13 protein-coding genes are annotated in these 14804 nt (G+C 70.7%); 12 read left to right on the top strand and 1 reads right to left on the bottom strand.

Translation table 11 applies throughout. From position 1 onward, the window contains the following. The first annotated feature begins 53 nt into the window (after nucleotides 1–53). From infB to FHU35_RS07290, 4 genes are all read left to right on the top strand, one after another. Entirely contained in the window at nucleotides 54–3044 is a 2991-nt protein-coding gene (gene infB, locus FHU35_RS07305; protein WP_145737570.1) for a translation initiation factor IF-2, read from the top strand. A gap of 64 nt (nucleotides 3045–3108) precedes the next feature. Then, complete coding sequence (locus tag FHU35_RS07300; RefSeq protein WP_145737569.1) at nucleotides 3109–3402, top strand: DUF503 domain-containing protein; 294 nt, start codon at nucleotides 3109–3111, stop codon at nucleotides 3400–3402. A gap of 126 nt (nucleotides 3403–3528) precedes the next feature. After that, nucleotides 3529–4029, top strand: a complete 501-nt coding sequence (gene rbfA / locus FHU35_RS07295; protein ID WP_145737568.1) for a 30S ribosome-binding factor RbfA — start codon at nucleotides 3529–3531, stop codon at nucleotides 4027–4029. A 72-nt stretch (nucleotides 4030–4101) separates the two neighbouring features. Continuing rightward, nucleotides 4102–5124, top strand: coding sequence for a DHH family phosphoesterase (locus tag FHU35_RS07290; RefSeq protein WP_186459289.1), 1023 nt, complete (start codon nucleotides 4102–4104; stop codon nucleotides 5122–5124). Nucleotides 5125–5146: 22 nt separating this feature from the next. On the opposite strand, the gene FHU35_RS07285 is transcribed toward FHU35_RS07290, so the two are convergent. Next, nucleotides 5147–5686: a CGNR zinc finger domain-containing protein gene (locus FHU35_RS07285; RefSeq protein ID WP_145737567.1), complete on the bottom strand. Its 540-nt coding sequence runs from the start codon at nucleotides 5684–5686 to the stop codon at nucleotides 5147–5149. Between the two features lie 66 nt (nucleotides 5687–5752). Here FHU35_RS07285 and FHU35_RS07280 point away from each other — a divergent pair, with 66 nt between their 5' ends. The 8 genes from FHU35_RS07280 (at nucleotide 5753) to FHU35_RS07245 (ending at nucleotide 14661) form a co-directional block, all read left to right on the top strand. After that, nucleotides 5753–7081: an MATE family efflux transporter gene (locus FHU35_RS07280; protein ID WP_145737566.1), complete on the top strand. Its 1329-nt coding sequence runs from the start codon at nucleotides 5753–5755 to the stop codon at nucleotides 7079–7081. A 55-nt stretch (nucleotides 7082–7136) separates the two neighbouring features. Next, nucleotides 7137–8045 carry a tRNA pseudouridine(55) synthase TruB gene (truB, locus tag FHU35_RS07275; RefSeq protein ID WP_145737565.1) on the top strand — a complete coding sequence of 303 codons (909 nt, stop codon included), beginning with the start codon at nucleotides 7137–7139 and terminating at the stop codon, nucleotides 8043–8045. A gap of 83 nt (nucleotides 8046–8128) precedes the next feature. Continuing rightward, entirely contained in the window at nucleotides 8129–9115 is a 987-nt protein-coding gene (locus FHU35_RS07270) for a bifunctional riboflavin kinase/FAD synthetase (protein WP_145737564.1), read from the top strand. 122 nt (nucleotides 9116–9237) lie between these two features. After that, nucleotides 9238–9720, top strand: a complete 483-nt coding sequence (locus FHU35_RS07265) for a helix-turn-helix domain-containing protein (RefSeq protein ID WP_145737563.1) — start codon at nucleotides 9238–9240, stop codon at nucleotides 9718–9720. Nucleotides 9721–9738: 18 nt separating this feature from the next. After that, nucleotides 9739–10299, top strand: a complete 561-nt coding sequence (locus FHU35_RS07260) for a 2'-5' RNA ligase family protein (RefSeq protein ID WP_145737562.1) — start codon at nucleotides 9739–9741, stop codon at nucleotides 10297–10299. A 151-nt stretch (nucleotides 10300–10450) separates the two neighbouring features. Continuing rightward, nucleotides 10451–10720 carry a 30S ribosomal protein S15 gene (rpsO, locus tag FHU35_RS07255; RefSeq protein WP_145737561.1) on the top strand — a complete coding sequence of 90 codons (270 nt, stop codon included), beginning with the start codon at nucleotides 10451–10453 and terminating at the stop codon, nucleotides 10718–10720. A 255-nt stretch (nucleotides 10721–10975) separates the two neighbouring features. Beyond that, complete coding sequence (locus tag FHU35_RS07250; RefSeq protein WP_145737560.1) at nucleotides 10976–13222, top strand: polyribonucleotide nucleotidyltransferase; 2247 nt, start codon at nucleotides 10976–10978, stop codon at nucleotides 13220–13222. Nucleotides 13223–13320: 98 nt separating this feature from the next. Beyond that, complete coding sequence (locus FHU35_RS07245; RefSeq protein WP_145737559.1) at nucleotides 13321–14661, top strand: M16 family metallopeptidase; 1341 nt, start codon at nucleotides 13321–13323, stop codon at nucleotides 14659–14661. The last annotated feature ends 143 nt before the right edge of the window (nucleotides 14662–14804 follow it).

Raw genomic sequence — 14804 nt, 5'->3', positions numbered from 1 at the left:
TAGGACGAGGTCGTGCGGGACTGCCGCCCGGCCTCACCCAGATGAGGAGAGCAGTGGCAGGCAAGGCCCGCGTGCATGAGCTCGCAAAAGAGCTCGGTGTAACCAGCAAGGAAGTTCTGAACAAGCTCGCCGAGCAGGGCGAGTACGTGAAGTCTGCGTCCTCCACCGTGGAAGCCCCGGTGGCGCGCAGGCTCCGTGACGCGTACGCCAAGTCGTCGAAGAAGAGCGGCGACAGCGGCAAGCCCGCTCAGAGCGAGCCCAAGGCGGCGAGCGCCGGATCGTCGGCGCCCAAGCCCGGCCCCAAGCCCGGCCCGCGTGCCGAGGCGCCCAAGCCCGGCCCCAAGCCGGGTCCGAAACCGACCCCCAAGCCCGAGCCCGAGCCGCAGGCGGAACCGACTCCGGCTCCGGCCGCGGCCGCCGAGCCCCAGGCCGAGGCCCCCAAGGTCGAAGAGCCGAAGTTCGAGCAGCCCAAGGCCGACAAGCCCCAGGGCGACGCCAAGCCCGGCCCCAAGCCGGGTCCGAAGCCGGGTCCCAAGGCTCCGGGCGGGGAGGGCGACGCCGGTGCGCGTCCCAAGGCTCCCAAGCCCGGTCCGAAGCCCCCGCGCGTCGGCAACAACCCGTTCGGCGTCGGTCAGGGTGCTCCGCAGCAGCGTCCGGGCCGTCCCGGCCCCGGTCCGCGGCAGGACCGCGGTGGCCAGCAGGGTCCCGGTCGCGGTCGTGACGACCAGCGCCGCGGCGGCGGTCAGGGTGCCGGTACCGCTCCTGCCGGTGGCGGCAACAACGCCCCGCGCGGCGAAGGCGGCGGTGGCGGCGGCGGTTCGCGTCCGAACCCGGGCATGATGCCTCCGCGTCCGAACCCCGGCATGATGCCTCCGCGTCCGGCCCGTGGCGGCCCCGGCGGTGGCCCTGGTGGCGGTCGCGGTGGCGGTCGTCCCGGCGGCGGCCCTGGTGGCGGCGGTGGCGGTCGTCCCGGTGGCGGCGGTCGTCCCGGTGGCGGTGGCGGTGGATTCCGCCCCGGCGGCGGTGGCGGCGGCGCTCCGGGTGGAGCTCCGGCCGGCGGTGGCTTCCGCGGTCGTCCCGGCGGCGGTGGCCGTCCGGGCGGTCCCGGTGGTCGTGGCGGCACGGCGGGCGCCTTCGGTCGTCCCGGCGGTCCCGCGAAGCGCGGTCGCAAGTCGAAGCGGCAGAAGCGCCAGGAGTACATGGAGAACATGCAGGCGCCGTCCGTCGGCGGCGTCCGCCTCCCGCGCGGTAACGGCGAGACCCTTCGCCTGCGCCGCGGTGCTTCGCTGACCGACTTCGCCGAGAAGATCAACGCCAACCCGGCTTCGCTGGTGCAGGCGATGTTCCACCTCGGTGAGATGGTCACCGCGACCCAGTCCGTCTCCGACGAGATCCTCGAGCTCCTCGGCCAGGAGATGAACTACAAGGTCGAGATGGTCTCCCCCGAGGACGAGGACCGGGAGCTGCTGCAGTCGTTCGACATCAGCTACGGCGACCCGGGCTCCTCCGAGGAGGAGCTGGCAGCCCGTCCGCCGGTCGTGACCGTCATGGGTCACGTCGACCACGGTAAGACGCGACTGCTGGACACCATCCGGAAGGCGAACGTGCAGGCCGGCGAGGCCGGCGGCATCACGCAGCACATCGGTGCCTACCAGGTCGTCACCGAGCTGGAGGGCAACGAGCGGCCCGTCACCTTCATCGACACCCCTGGTCACGAGGCGTTCACCGCCATGCGTGCCCGCGGTGCGAAGTCGACGGACATCGCCGTGCTGGTGGTCGCCGCGGACGACGGCGTCATGCCGCAGACGGTCGAGGCGATCAACCACGCCCAGGCCGCAGGTGTGCCGATCGTGGTCGCGGTCAACAAGATCGACGTCGAGGGTGCGAACCCGGACAAGATCCGCCAGCAGCTGACCGAGTACAACCTGGTGGCCGAGGAGTACGGCGGCGAGACGATGTTCGTCGAGATCTCCGCCAAGCAGGGCACCAACATCGAGGCTCTGCTGGACGCGATCCTGCTGACCGCCGACGCGTCGCTGGACCTCCGGGCCAACCCGGGCATGTCGGCGCAGGGTGTCGCGATCGAGGCGCACCTGGACCGCGGTCGCGGCCCGGTGGCCACGGTGCTGGTGCAGCGAGGCACTCTCCGCGTCGGCGACTCGGTCGTCGCCGGTGACGCCTACGGCCGCGTTCGCCGCATGATCAACGAGAACGACGAGGACGTCTCGACGGCGACCCCGTCGCGGCCGGTCCAGGTCATCGGCTTCACGTCGGTGCCCGGTGCCGGTGACTCCTTCCTGGTGGTCGACGAGGACCGGGTCGCCCGGCAGATCGCCGACCGCCGCGGAGCCCGCATCCGCGAGGCGCAGAACGCCGCCAAGCGCAAGCGGGTCAGCCTCGAGGACCTGGACAAGGTGCTCAAGGAGACCAACCAGCTGAACCTGATCATCAAGGGTGACAACTCGGGTACCGTCGAGGCGCTCGAAGAGTCCCTGATGAAGATCGAGGTCGGCGAAGAGGTCGAGCTCCGGGTGATCCACCGCGGCGTCGGTGGCATCAACGAGTCGGACATCAACCTCGCCACTGCGGAGAACACCATCGTCCTGGGCTTCAACGTCCGGGCCGAGGGCAAGGCGGCCGAGGTCGCCAACCGCGAGGGCGTCGAGATCCGGTACTACTCGGTGATCTACCGCGCCATCGAGGACATCGAGCAGGCCCTCAAGGGCATGCTCAAGCCCGAGTACGAGGAAGTCGAGCTCGGCCGCGCCGAGATCCGCGAGGTCTTCAAGTCCTCGAAGGTCGGCACGATCGCCGGTTGCATGGTCACCGACGGCATCGTCAAGCGGAACGCGAAGGCACGCCTGCTGCGGGACAACGTGGTCGTCGCCGAGAACCTCACGGTCAACTCGCTGAAGAGGTTCAAGGACGACGCCACCGAGGTCCGCGACGGGTTCGAGTGCGGTCTCACCCTGGGGTCGTACAACGACCTCAAGGTCGGCGACATCATCGAGCCGTACGAGATGCGCGAGAAGCCTCGCGACTGACATCGCACCTGCGCAGGGGGTCCGCAACGGGCCCCCTGCGCGGGCTCGGAGGTAGATTCCGCCCATGTACGTCGGTGCGCTCGAACTGGACGTGCTGCTGGGCGACGTCCACTCGCTGAAGCAGAAGCGCGCGGTGGTGCGGCCGGTGCTGGCCGAACTGCGCCGCCGCTTCGAGGTCGCCGTCTCCGAAGCCGGCGATCAAGATCTCCACCGCCGCGCCCTGCTCGGAGTCGCGGCCGTCTCCGGCGACGCCTCGCACGTGCGCGAGGTCCTGGAGTCCTGCGAGCGCCTGGTGGCGGCTCGCCCGGAGCTCGAACTCCTCTCCGCTCGGCAGCGCATGCTGGGGCCGGAGGACTAGGAGGAGGAGTGCGTCGGGGTTGTTCTGGGGAAGTTCTCATGAACACTTCCCCCATCCTCGACAAGAAGACCCACCTGCCGGATCACCGCGGGTGTATGAAGCTCTCTTGCAAGAAGGAGGTGCGTCGTGGCTGATACGGCGCGCGCCCGCAGGCTGGCCAAGCGCATCGCGCAGATCGTCGCGTCCGGGCTGGAACACGAGGTCAAGGACCCGCGACTGGCGATGGTGACGATCACCGACGCGCGAGTCACCCCCGACCTGCGGGACGCAACGGTCTACTACACGGTCTTCGGCGATGACGCCGACTACGCTTCGACGGCGGCGGCGCTCAACAGCGCCACCGGCGTGCTGCGCTCCCGCGTCGGCGACCAGACCGGTGTGCGGTTCACCCCCACGCTGAGCTTCGTCGCGGACACCGTTCCGGACCAGGCCCGCCGGATGGAGGAGCTGCTGGCCAAGGCCAAGGAGGCCGACGACGAGGTCGCGCGACTGGCCTCGGGAGCGGTCCCGGCAGGCGAAGCCGATCCCTACCGGTCGAGCACCGAAGATGATGACGACGACACCGACGGTGTCGATGACGAGGACTTTTCCGACGCCGATGTGCGTCGTGGCCCACAAGGTGGTTGAGTCGCGGCGCCGCATCGGGTGCGTTGGTCATCGGTGACCGCCAGAAGGCCGCCGATGACGTGGAGGTGACGTGTGCGCGGGCAACCCGACTCGGGCGAGTCCCTGGCGGAAGCCGTCGCGCTGGCCGCGGGCGAGCTCGCGGTGGCGTCCGACGTGACCCTGTTCGGGCACGTCAACCCCGATGCGGACGCCCTCGGCAGCGCGCTCGCGCTGGGCCGAGCGCTGAAGAAGCGCGGTAGCGCGGTCCGGGTGTCCTTCGGGCATCCGGACGAGCCCGCTCGATCGCTGCGCGGCCTCGACGCCGACGGCCTCATCGTGCCCCCGTCGGAGGTGCCGGCCGCGCCTCCGCTGCTGGTCGTGTGCGACACCGGCAGCCTCGACCGGCTGGGCAAGCTCGCCGACCGGGTCGAGGCCACCATCGCCGCCGGTGGCGAGGTGATCGTCCTGGACCACCACGTCTCCAACACCCGCTACGGAACGCTGCACGTCATCGACGAGTCGGCCGAGGCCACCGTGCTGATCGTGCAGCGGGTCCTCGACGAGCTGAGGGTGGAGCTGGACCAGCCGATCGCCCGTTGCCTGTACGCGGGCCTGGTCACCGACACCCGCTCCTTCCGGCACGCCGGTGCCGACGTGCACCGCGTGGCCGCGCGCCTGATCGAGGCGGGCGTCGAACCGGAGGCCACCACCAAACCGATGCTGGACACCCATCCGTTCGCGTTCATGGGGATGCTCGCGGACGTGCTGGCCCGAGCCCAGCTGGAACCGGCCGCGGCCCAGGGCCTGGGTCTCGTGCACGCCACGGTCCGCGAGGACCAGGCGGTCGGGCTGGGCGGGGAGGACGTCGACAGCGTCATCGACCTCATCCGCACCACCTCCGAGGCGGAGGTCGCCGCGGTGCTCAAGGAGATCGGCGCCGGGCAGTGGTCGGTGTCGCTGCGCGCCGACAGCCGCATCGACGTCAGCCACGCGGCCAACGCCTGCGGGGGCGGCGGCCACCGCCTGGCGTCCGGGTTCACCGCACGCGGTGAAGAGCACGAGATCCTCTCGGCGCTCCGCAAGGCCCTGGACGACGCCCCTCTCCTCACCTCGTGAGCGGGTCCGCTCCCGCGAGGCGTCAGGAGCGCTTGCGGGCGCGGAAAGCGGCCACGTGCACGCGATTGGCGCAGCGCGGTGAGCAGAAGCGCTTGGCCTGGTTGGTGGAGGTGTCGAGGAAGTAGGTCCCGCAGCCTTCGGCCTGACAGCGGCCCCAGCGCCGGGTGCCGTGGTGGACCACGCCCTGCGCGAGCCCCCACGCCGCCGCAGCCACGACCTCGTCCACGGCGGGTGCGTCCGGCCCGGCCACGTGCACGTGCCAGTTCGGGACGTCGTCGTGACCGCCGTGGCCGGAGAGCCTCGGTCGCGGGGGGTGGGTGCCCAGCAGGGCGTTGATCTCGGAGCGCACCGTCTCGTCCTGGGCGTGCCCCGGGCCGGCGACCATGGCGGCGAGCGCACGGCGAAGACCGCCCGCGACCTCGCGCAGCAGCGGCAGGTCGGACTCGCGCAGCCGGTCGGCCCACCAGGGCTCGTCGTGCAAAGCGGCGCGAACCGATTCGACATCGGTCAGCTCGGCGTTGGCCAGCCGGAGCGCGACCTCTGTGTAATCGGCGCTATCCACTGTCGCTCCTTACCGCTACCCTTCGTCAGGGGCGAACCCATCAGTCGTAGCTTACCGGGAGATGAAGTGTCCGAGGTCGGGGAACGGGTGTCACCGCGCAAGGTGCTGGGGCTCGCCGTCCCGGCTCTGGGCGTGCTCGCGGCGGAACCGCTGTACGTGCTGGTCGACACGGCCGTGGTCGGACACCTCGGGGCGATCCCGCTGGCCGGGCTCGCGCTCGGCGGAACGCTCTTCACGCTCATCTCCAGCCAGCTGACCTTCCTCACCTACGGCACCACCGCGCGCACCGCGCGGCTGCACGGGGCCGGTCGGCGCACCGAGGCGGTCGCCGAAGGCGTGCAGGCCACCTGGCTCGGCGTCGCCGTGGGCGTGGTGCTGTCGCTGATCGCCCAGCTGGTCGCCACGCCCGTCGCCGAGCTGCTGGCAGGCCCGGGGCCGGTGGCCGACGCCGCCGGGACCTGGTTGCGCATCGCGCTGTGCGGCGCCCCGCTGGTGCTGATCACGATGGCCGGGAACGGCTGGATGCGCGGTGTGCAGGACACCGTCCGGCCGCTGCGCTACACGCTCATCGGCAACGGCGTGTCCGCGGTGCTCTGCCCGATCCTGGTCTACCCGATGGGGTTCGGGCTGGAGGGCTCGGCGTTCGCGAACCTGATCGGCCAGACCATCGCCGCCGCCCTGTTCATCCGCGCGCTGCTGGTGGAGAAGGCGCCGCTGCGCCCCGACGGGGTCAGGATGCGCGCCCAGCTCGGCCTCGGCCGAGACCTCGTGCTGCGCACCATGGCCTTCCAGGTCTGCTTCCTGTCCGCGACCTCGGTGGCGGCCCGGACGGGCGCCGAGACGGCGGCCGCGCACCAGGTCGTCTGGCAGCTGTGGATGTTCCAGTCGCTGGTGCTGGACTCGTTGGCCATCGCCGCCCAGTCGCTGGTCGGAGCGGCCCTGGGCAGCGGCTCGGTGACGCGGGCGAAGGCCGTCGCCAAGCAGGTGACCTGGTACAGCCTGGTCTTCGGCTGCGGGCTGGCGGTCTTCTTCACGGCCGTGTCCGGGGTGCTGCCCTCGGTGTTCACCACCGACGCCGCCGTCCTCGCCGAGATGCCGCACGCCTGGTGGTTCTTCGTGGCGGTGCAGCCGGTGGCGGGCGTGGTCTTCGCGCTGGACGGCGTGTTCCTCGGCGCGGGCGACGCCGCCTACTTGCGCACGGCGACGATCCTCAGCGCCGTCATCGGCTACCTGCCGCTGATCTGGCTGGCGCTGGCGTTCGGCTGGGGACTGGTGGGCATCTGGACCGGGCTGAGCCTGTTCATGGTGCTGCGGATGGTGACGTTGCTGCTGCGGGCCCGCTCCGGCAAGTGGGCCGTGGTCGGCGCGACCCGGGACGCCCCGGCGGCGGCCTGACCGATCCGCACCCCTGGGGGCGCGTGCGCCGGGGGGTCGGGAAAAATGTCTCGCCGTGTCCGCGCAATCCCGCAAACAGAGTCCCGCCGTTCCGCCAGGCCTGCTGGTGGTCGACAAGCCGGCGGGGATGACCTCGCACGACGTGGTGTCCCGAGTCCGACGCATCATGGGCACCCGCCGGGTCGGACATGCCGGGACGCTGGACCCGATGGCCACCGGCGTGCTCGTGCTCGGCCTGGAGCGGGCGACCAAGCTGCTCGGCCACCTCGCGCTGGACACGAAGGCCTACCTGGCGACCATCACGCTCGGAGCCTCGACCACCACCGACGACGCCGAGGGCGAGATCCTCTCCGCCGCCGACGGTTCGGGAGTGGACGAGACCGCGATCCGCGACGGGGTCGCGGCGCTGACCGGCGATCTCCAGCAGGTGCCGAGCGCGGTCAGCGCGGTCAAGGTCAACGGCCGCCGGGCCTACGACATCGCGCGCAGCGGTGAGACCGTCGAGCTGGACCCCCGGCCGGTCACCGTCTCGCGCTTCGACGTGCTCGCGCTGCGGCGCACCGAGGACGCCACCGAGCTGGACGTGCTGGTGGAGTGCTCCTCGGGCACCTACGTGCGCGCGCTGGCCCGCGATCTCGGTGCCGGGCTCGGCGTCGGCGGGCACCTCACGGCGCTGCGGCGGACCCGGGTCGGACCGTTCGGCCTGGCCACCGCGCGGACGCTGGATCAGCTGGAGGAGGAGCCGGCGCTGTCGATGGACCTGGACCAGGCCGTCGAGACGGCGTTCCCCCGCCGCAACGTGGACGCGTCCACGGCCACGGCGCTGTCGCACGGGCAGGTCGTGACCGCTGCCGGGGTCGAGGGGACGTACGGGATGTTCGGGCCCGACGGTCGCGCAGTGGCGCTGGTCCGCGACCGAGGCCGCACGGCGAAGGCCGTCCTGGTCATCGTCCCCGGCAACTGACCGCTGCTGCGAGGTCGGGCTCAGGCCCGGTTCGGATCCACCGCTGAGTGCGCTGCGGTCCGGGGGAAGTAGGCTGCTGGACCGTGCAGCGTTGGCGTGGTTTGGAGCAGATTCCCGGTGGTTGGGGCCGTTGCGTCGTCACCATCGGGGTCTTCGACGGAGTGCATCGCGGTCATCAGAAACTCATCGCCCACGCGGTGCAGCAGGCCCGGCGGCGCGGGATTCCCTGCGTGCTGATGACCTTCGACCCGCATCCGGCCGAGGTGGTGCGTCCGGGGAGCCACCCGGCGCAGCTGACCACGCTGCGGCGGCGGGCGGAACTGGCCGAGAAGCTGGGTGTCGACGTGTTCTGCGTGGTGCCCTTCACCCGCGAGCTGTCCCGGGTGCCCGCCGAGGGCTTCGCGCACGAGATCCTCGTCGAGAAGCTGCACGCCGCCGAGGTCGTGGTGGGCGAGAACTTCACCTTCGGCCACAAGGCTGCGGGCAACATCGAACTGCTGACCAAGCTCGGCGAGCGCTTCGGCTTCGACGTCGCTTCCGACGCGCTGGTCTCGGGTCCGGTCGAGCGTTCCGACGACACCGACGCCACCTCGGTGACCTTCTCCTCGACCTACATCCGCGCGTGCATCGACGCGGGTGACGTGCTGGCCGCGGCCTCGGCTCTGGGGCGCGAGCACCGGATCGAGGGCATCGTGGTGCGCGGTGACGGTCGCGGAGGCAAGGAGCTGGGCTTCCCGACCGCCAACCTGTCCACTCCGGACTACACGGCGATCCCGGCGGACGGCGTCTACGCGGCCTGGTTCACCCACCGCAGGCGCGGTGCGCCGCAGCCCGGACCGGCGATGCCCGCTGCCGTGTCGGTGGGCAGCAACCCGACGTTCTCCGGGACCGAGCGCACCGTCGAGGCCTTCGTGCTCGATGTGGACACCGACTTCTACGGCGAGCACGTCGATCTCGACTTCGTGCAGCGGCTGCGGGCCATGGAGCGCTACGACTCCGTGGACGCGCTGATCGACCAGATGAACGCCGACGTCGCCGAGACCCGCCGGATCCTCGGGGTGCGGGAGTGACCTCCGCGCCGAGGACGGAGAGGTTTTCGGATTCTCGACCCCGCGCGGCCGGTGAGCTGGCAGGATTCGAGTCTGGATCACCTCGGGTTCGCCGGGGTGGCGGCCACGCAGGGGGAGTGAAGGTGTCGGAGAGCAGCAGCGTCCAGCGAAATCTGGCTCTGCAGCGGCAGTGGTACGGCGAACCGCTGGGAGACCGGGTGCGCCGACTGGTCGTGGCCTTCCGCATCTCGCAGGCGCAGCTGGCCGACGTGCTCGGCATCAGCGCGCCGATGCTCAGCCAGGTGATGAGCGGTCGCCGCGCCAAGATCGGCAACCCGCAGGTGCTGGCCCGCCTGGTGATGCTGGAGCGCAAGGTGCTCGTCCCGGGCGTCGCGGCCGGTGAGTCGGACGCGATCAAGCAGGCGCTGGAGGACGTCCGCGGTTCGCAGCCCTCGGTCGGCCGGGACAACCTGCCGGTCAAGCAGGCCACCAACGGCGAGCAGATCGCCTGGCCCGTCCTGCTGGACGCCGCCAAGCCCACCGAGCTGGAAGCGGCGGCGTCGCTGCTGGAAGGCCGCTACCCGCGTCTCGCCGGCCTGCTGCGCCGGGCCGCCGACAGCGGCTGAGCGGGCCACACTCGAACCATGCGGCTGTTCACGGCGCTGCGCCCCTCGGAGGAGGCGGTGCAGCACCTCGCCGGTGCGATCGCGGATCTCGACGGCGACCACGTGACCGCGGTGACGTCGGGCCTGCGCAAGTTCCGGTTCACCGCGGCTGAGCGCTGGCACCTGACGCTGTGCTTCCACGGTGACGATGCCGATCCGCAGCGGGTCGCGGACCGCCTGGACCGGCGCATCGCCCAGGTCGGAGCGCGAGCGCCCGATCTCCGCCTGGCGGGTTCCGGGACGTTCCGGGGAGTGCTCTGGATCGGGGTCGAGCCGGCGGCCGAGGCGGACCGGGAAACCCTCGGCGAGCTGGTGCGAGCCGCGGGCGGCGACCCGCACGGGTTCCGGGCTCACCTGACCGTTGCCAGGTGGGCGTCCGGGAGCGCCGGCCGCCGATCGCCGGCGGAGCTGCTCACCGGCTACACCGGTCCCTGGTGGACGCCGGGCGAACTCGTCGTGATGCGCAGTGACCAGGGCGAAGGCGGTCCGGTGCACCGCGCGGTGCACGAGGTGGCGCTGACGCGCGCAGGGTCGGGGTAACCGGGGCGAGCAGGGCTTCCCTGTTATCCTCGAGCTGTGGAACGGCTGCAGTCCGTGGTGGCCGATTTCCGAGGTAGCCAGTCCTCACGGCGGTGGCGCCGCAAAGGCAGCTCGCCGCCCACCGACACGGGACATGCAGAAGGAGTATCACGTGGCGCTGTCCACTGACGAGAAGAAGCAGATCCTCGGCGAGTACGGGGTGAAGGACGGCGACACCGGTTCGCCGGAGGCCCAGGTGGCCCTGCTGACCAAGCGGATCACCGGCCTGACCGAGCACCTCAAGCAGCACAAGCACGACCACCACTCGCGTCGTGGTCTGCTGCTGATGGTGGGTCGCCGCCGTCGTCTGCTCAACTACCTGACCAAGGTGGACATCGAACGCTACCGTTCGCTGATCCAGCGACTCGGTCTGCGTCGTTGACATGACACCGGGGGGAGTGGCCGCGGCCGCTCCCCCCGGTGCGTAAAACCCGGACGGTGCCTTGGAGGCGCCGTCAGCAACTCAATAGAGCGCTCACGGTGGCAAGCACTGGGTTCAGGCGTCCGCCGGTCCTCGGTAGTGGCTGCCGGGCATGTCGTCACGAGACGGTCCCGGGAGCTTCGATCGATGGCCGGCCTTGTCGGATCACCGGTCCGGATGCTCCTGCCGTGGGCGTTGTGACGATAGGGAGTCACCTTGACTGAAGCGATCGAAGAGGGCGTGTACGAGGCCACCGCCGTGCTGGACAACGGCGCGTTCGGCACCCGTACCGTTCGTTTCGAGACCGGCCGGCTTGCCAAGCAGGCCGCCGGGAGCGTCGTCGCCTACCTCGACGACGAAACCATGCTGCTGTCGGCCACCACGGCCTCCAAGCAGCCGAAGGAGCACTTCGACTTCTTCCCGCTGACCGTCGACGTCGAAGAGCGGATGTACGCCGCGGGTCGCATCCCCGGCTCGTTCTTCCGCCGCGAGGGCCGGCCGTCCACGGACGCGATCCTGACCTGCCGCCTGATCGACCGCCCGCTGCGCCCGTCGTTCGTCGACGGCCTGCGCAACGAGGTCCAGGTCGTGGTCACGGTCATGAGCCTGAAGCCGGGCGACCTCTACGACGTGCTGGCGATCAACGCCGCGTCCGCGTCCACCCAGGGCTCGGGCCTGCCGTTCTCCGGCCCCATCGGTGCCACCCGCATGGCGCTGATCGACGGCCAGTGGGTCGCCTTCCCGAGCCACGAGCAGCTCGAGCGCGCCGTGTTCGACATGGTCGTCGCGGGCCGCATCGTCGGTGACGACGTCGCGATCATGATGGTCGAGGCCGAGGCCACCGACAAGACCGTCGAGCTGGTCGACGGCGGCGCCCAGGCGCCGACCGAGGAGATCGTCGCGGCGGGACTCGAGGCCGCCAAGCCGTTCATCCGCACCCTGTGCGTGGCCCAGCAGCAGCTGGCCCAGGCCGTGGGCAAGGACACCCAGGACTACCCGGTGTTCCCGGCCTACCAGGACGACGCGTTCACCGCCGTCGAGCAGTCCGCCTCCACCGAGCTGGCCGAGGCGCTGAAGATCGCCGGCAAGCAGGAGCGCGAGACCCGCCTCGACGAGATCAAGGCGTCGGTGCTGGAGAAGGTCGGCACCGGTGAGGGCGAGTCCTTCGAGGGCCGCGAGAAGGAGATCGGCGCGGCGTTCCGCTCGCTGACCAAGAAGCTCGTGCGCCAGCGGATCATCCGCGACCAGGTCCGCATCGACGGCCGCAGCCTGACCGACATCCGCAGCCTGTCCGCCGAGGTCGGCGTGATCCCGCGGACCCACGGTTCGGCGCTGTTCGAGCGCGGCGAGACCCAGATCCTGGGCGTCTCCACGCTGAACATGCTGCGGCTGGAGCAGACCATCGACTCGCTCTCCCCGGAGACGACGAAGCGGTACATGCACCACTACAACTTCCCGCCGTACTCGACCGGTGAGACCGGCCGGGTGGGCAGCCCGAAGCGGCGCGAGATCGGCCACGGTGCGCTGGCCGAGCGCGCGCTGATGCCGGTGCTGCCCTCGCGCGAGGAGTTCCCCTACGCCCTGCGGCAGGTCTCCGAGGCCCTGGGCTCCAACGGTTCGACCTCGATGGGCTCGGTCTGCGCCTCGACGCTGTCCCTGCTCAACGCGGGTGTGCCGCTGAAGGCGCCGGTCGCGGGCATCGCGATGGGCCTGGTCTCCGACGAGGTTGACGGCAAGACCCACTACGTGGCGCTGACCGACATCCTCGGTGCCGAGGACGCCTTCGGCGACATGGACTTCAAGGTCGCGGGCACGAAGGACTTCGTGACCGCGCTGCAGCTGGACACCAAGCTGGACGGCATCCCGTCTGAGGTGCTGGCGCAGGCGCTGGGCCAGGCGCGCGACGCCCGGTTCACCATCTTGGAGGTCATGGCCGAGGCGATCGGCAAGCCCGACGAGATGAGCCCGCACGCCCCGCGCGTGACCTCGGTGACCGTCCCGGTGGACAAGATCGGCGAGGTCATCGGGCCGAAGGGCAAGATGATCAACTCGATCACCGAGGAGACCGGCGCCGAGATCAGCATCGAGGACGACGGCACCATCTACGTGGGTGCGGCCGACGGCCCGTCCGCGGAGGCGGCGATCGACAAGATCAACGCCATCGCGAACCCGCAGCTGCCGAAGGTCGGCGAGCGCTTCCTGGGCACCGTGGTCAAGACCGCGGCCTTCGGCGCGTTCGTCTCGCTGCTGCCGGGCAAGGACGGCCTGGTGCACATCTCCAAGCTGGGCCAGGGCAAGCGCATCGGCAAGGTCGAGGACGTGGTCAACGTCGGCGACAAGCTGCGCGTGGAGATCGCCGACATCGACAACCGCGGCAAGATCAGCCTGGTGCTGGTCGGCGACGACGAGGAGAAGGCGGAAGGCGAGCCGGCTCCGGCCGAGTCCGCTGCGGCTTCCGAATGATCTTCTGACCTCACCGATACGGCCCGTCCCGGTTTTCCGGGGCGGGCCGTATTGTCGTGGGTGCGCGGGGTTCGCGCGGAGGCGACGAGAACAGGGATATGAAGCAGCAGAAGCAGACAGCCGGACACCGTCAACGTCCCGGGACCACCCGGGTTCTCGGGCACAACGGTGCCGCGGAGGTGCGGCGGACGGTGTTGCCGGGCGGGCTGCGCGTGGTCACCGAACCCGTTCCCGGTGTTCGTTCCGCGTCGGTGGGCATCTGGGTGGGCGTCGGATCGCGCGACGAGACCCGGGCCCAGGCGGGTGCCGCGCACTACCTGGAACACCTGCTGTTCAAGGGCACCGCGAAGCGGACCGCCGTGGGCATCGCGCAGGAGATCGACGCGGTCGGGGGTGAGCTCAACGCCTTCACCTCCAAGGAGCACACCTGCTACTACGCGCACGTCCTCGACGAGGACCTGCCGCTGGCCATCGACATGCTCTGCGACGTGGTCTTCGACGCGGTCAACGACGCGGCGGACGTCGACGTCGAGCGCAGCGTGGTCCTCGAGGAGATCGCGATGCGCGACGACGACCCCGAGGACCTGCTGCACGAGAACTTCACCGCCGCCGTGCTGGGCGACGGCCCGCTGGGACGTTCGGTGCTGGGCACCGAGGAGTCGATCAGCGAGATGACCCGCACCCGGGTGCACGGCTTCTACCGGCGCCGGTACCGGATGCCGACGATGGTGGTGGCGGTCGCGGGCAACGTCGAGCACGCGAAGGTCGTGAGGTTGCTGCGCAAGGCGCTGGGCGATCGGCTCGCCGGCGACGACCGGCCGGAGGAGCCTCGCGGCGGCCGCGCCCGGCTGCCCAAGCAGGAGTCGCTGGTGCTGCAGCCCGACGACACCGAGCAGACCCACCTGCTGGTGGGCTGCCGCGGCCTGGACCGCTACGACGGGCGGCGCTTCGCCCTCGGCGTGCTCAACGCAGCGCTCGGCGGGGGGATGAGCTCGCGGCTGTTCCAGGAGATCCGCGAGAACCGGGGACTGGCGTACTCGGTGTACTCCTCGAGCGCGGCGTACTCGGACGCGGGCACGTTCTCGGTCTACGCCGGCTGCACGCCGGAGCGGCTGGGCGAGGTCGCCTCGGTGATCCGCTCGGTGCTCGCCGACGTCGCCGCGAACGGGATGTCGGCCGAGGAGGTCGAGCGCGGTCGTGGTCAGCTGCGCGGCGGTCTCGTCCTGGGGCTGGAGGACAGCGCGGCGAGGATGAGCCGCATCGGCAAGACCGAGCTCAACTACGGCCGCCACTACACGGTCGAGGAGACCCTCGCGAAGATCGAGGCGGTCACTCCGGAGGACGTGGCCGACCTGGCCCGAGACCTCCTGAACCGCCCCTTCACCACAGCAGTCGTAGGCCCCTACAAAACCCCCGAGGACCTCCCCGAGGGCGTCTGAGCGTCACCACGTCCCAGTTTTAGTCCTAACTGAGCCGACATTTCGGACATGATCATGGCTCGGTTTGGACTAAGGGGTCCTTTCATAATGATCTTGGTCTGGCACCATGGGTCGCGTAGTTGATCTTGTGTGTGGCTAGGAGA

The sequence above is a fragment of the Saccharopolyspora dendranthemae genome (assembly GCF_007829955.1).
GTDB classification, from domain to species: Bacteria; Actinomycetota; Actinomycetes; order Mycobacteriales; family Pseudonocardiaceae; genus Saccharopolyspora; species Saccharopolyspora dendranthemae.
Note: the sequence above shows the minus strand (reverse complement) of the source record. Positions and strands in the feature narration are given on the sequence as shown.

Bases quoted from the DNA above. Each gene is read 5' to 3' on its own strand.
- FHU35_RS07260 (WP_145737562.1), top strand. From the start codon at position 9,739: ATGCGGCTGTTCACGGCGCTGCGCCCCTCGGAGGAGGCGGTGCAGCAC.
- FHU35_RS07300 (WP_145737569.1), top strand. From the start codon at position 3,109: ATGTACGTCGGTGCGCTCGAACTGGACGTGCTGCTGGGCGACGTCCAC.
- FHU35_RS07245 (WP_145737559.1), top strand. From the start codon at position 13,321: ATGAAGCAGCAGAAGCAGACAGCCGGACACCGTCAACGTCCCGGGACC.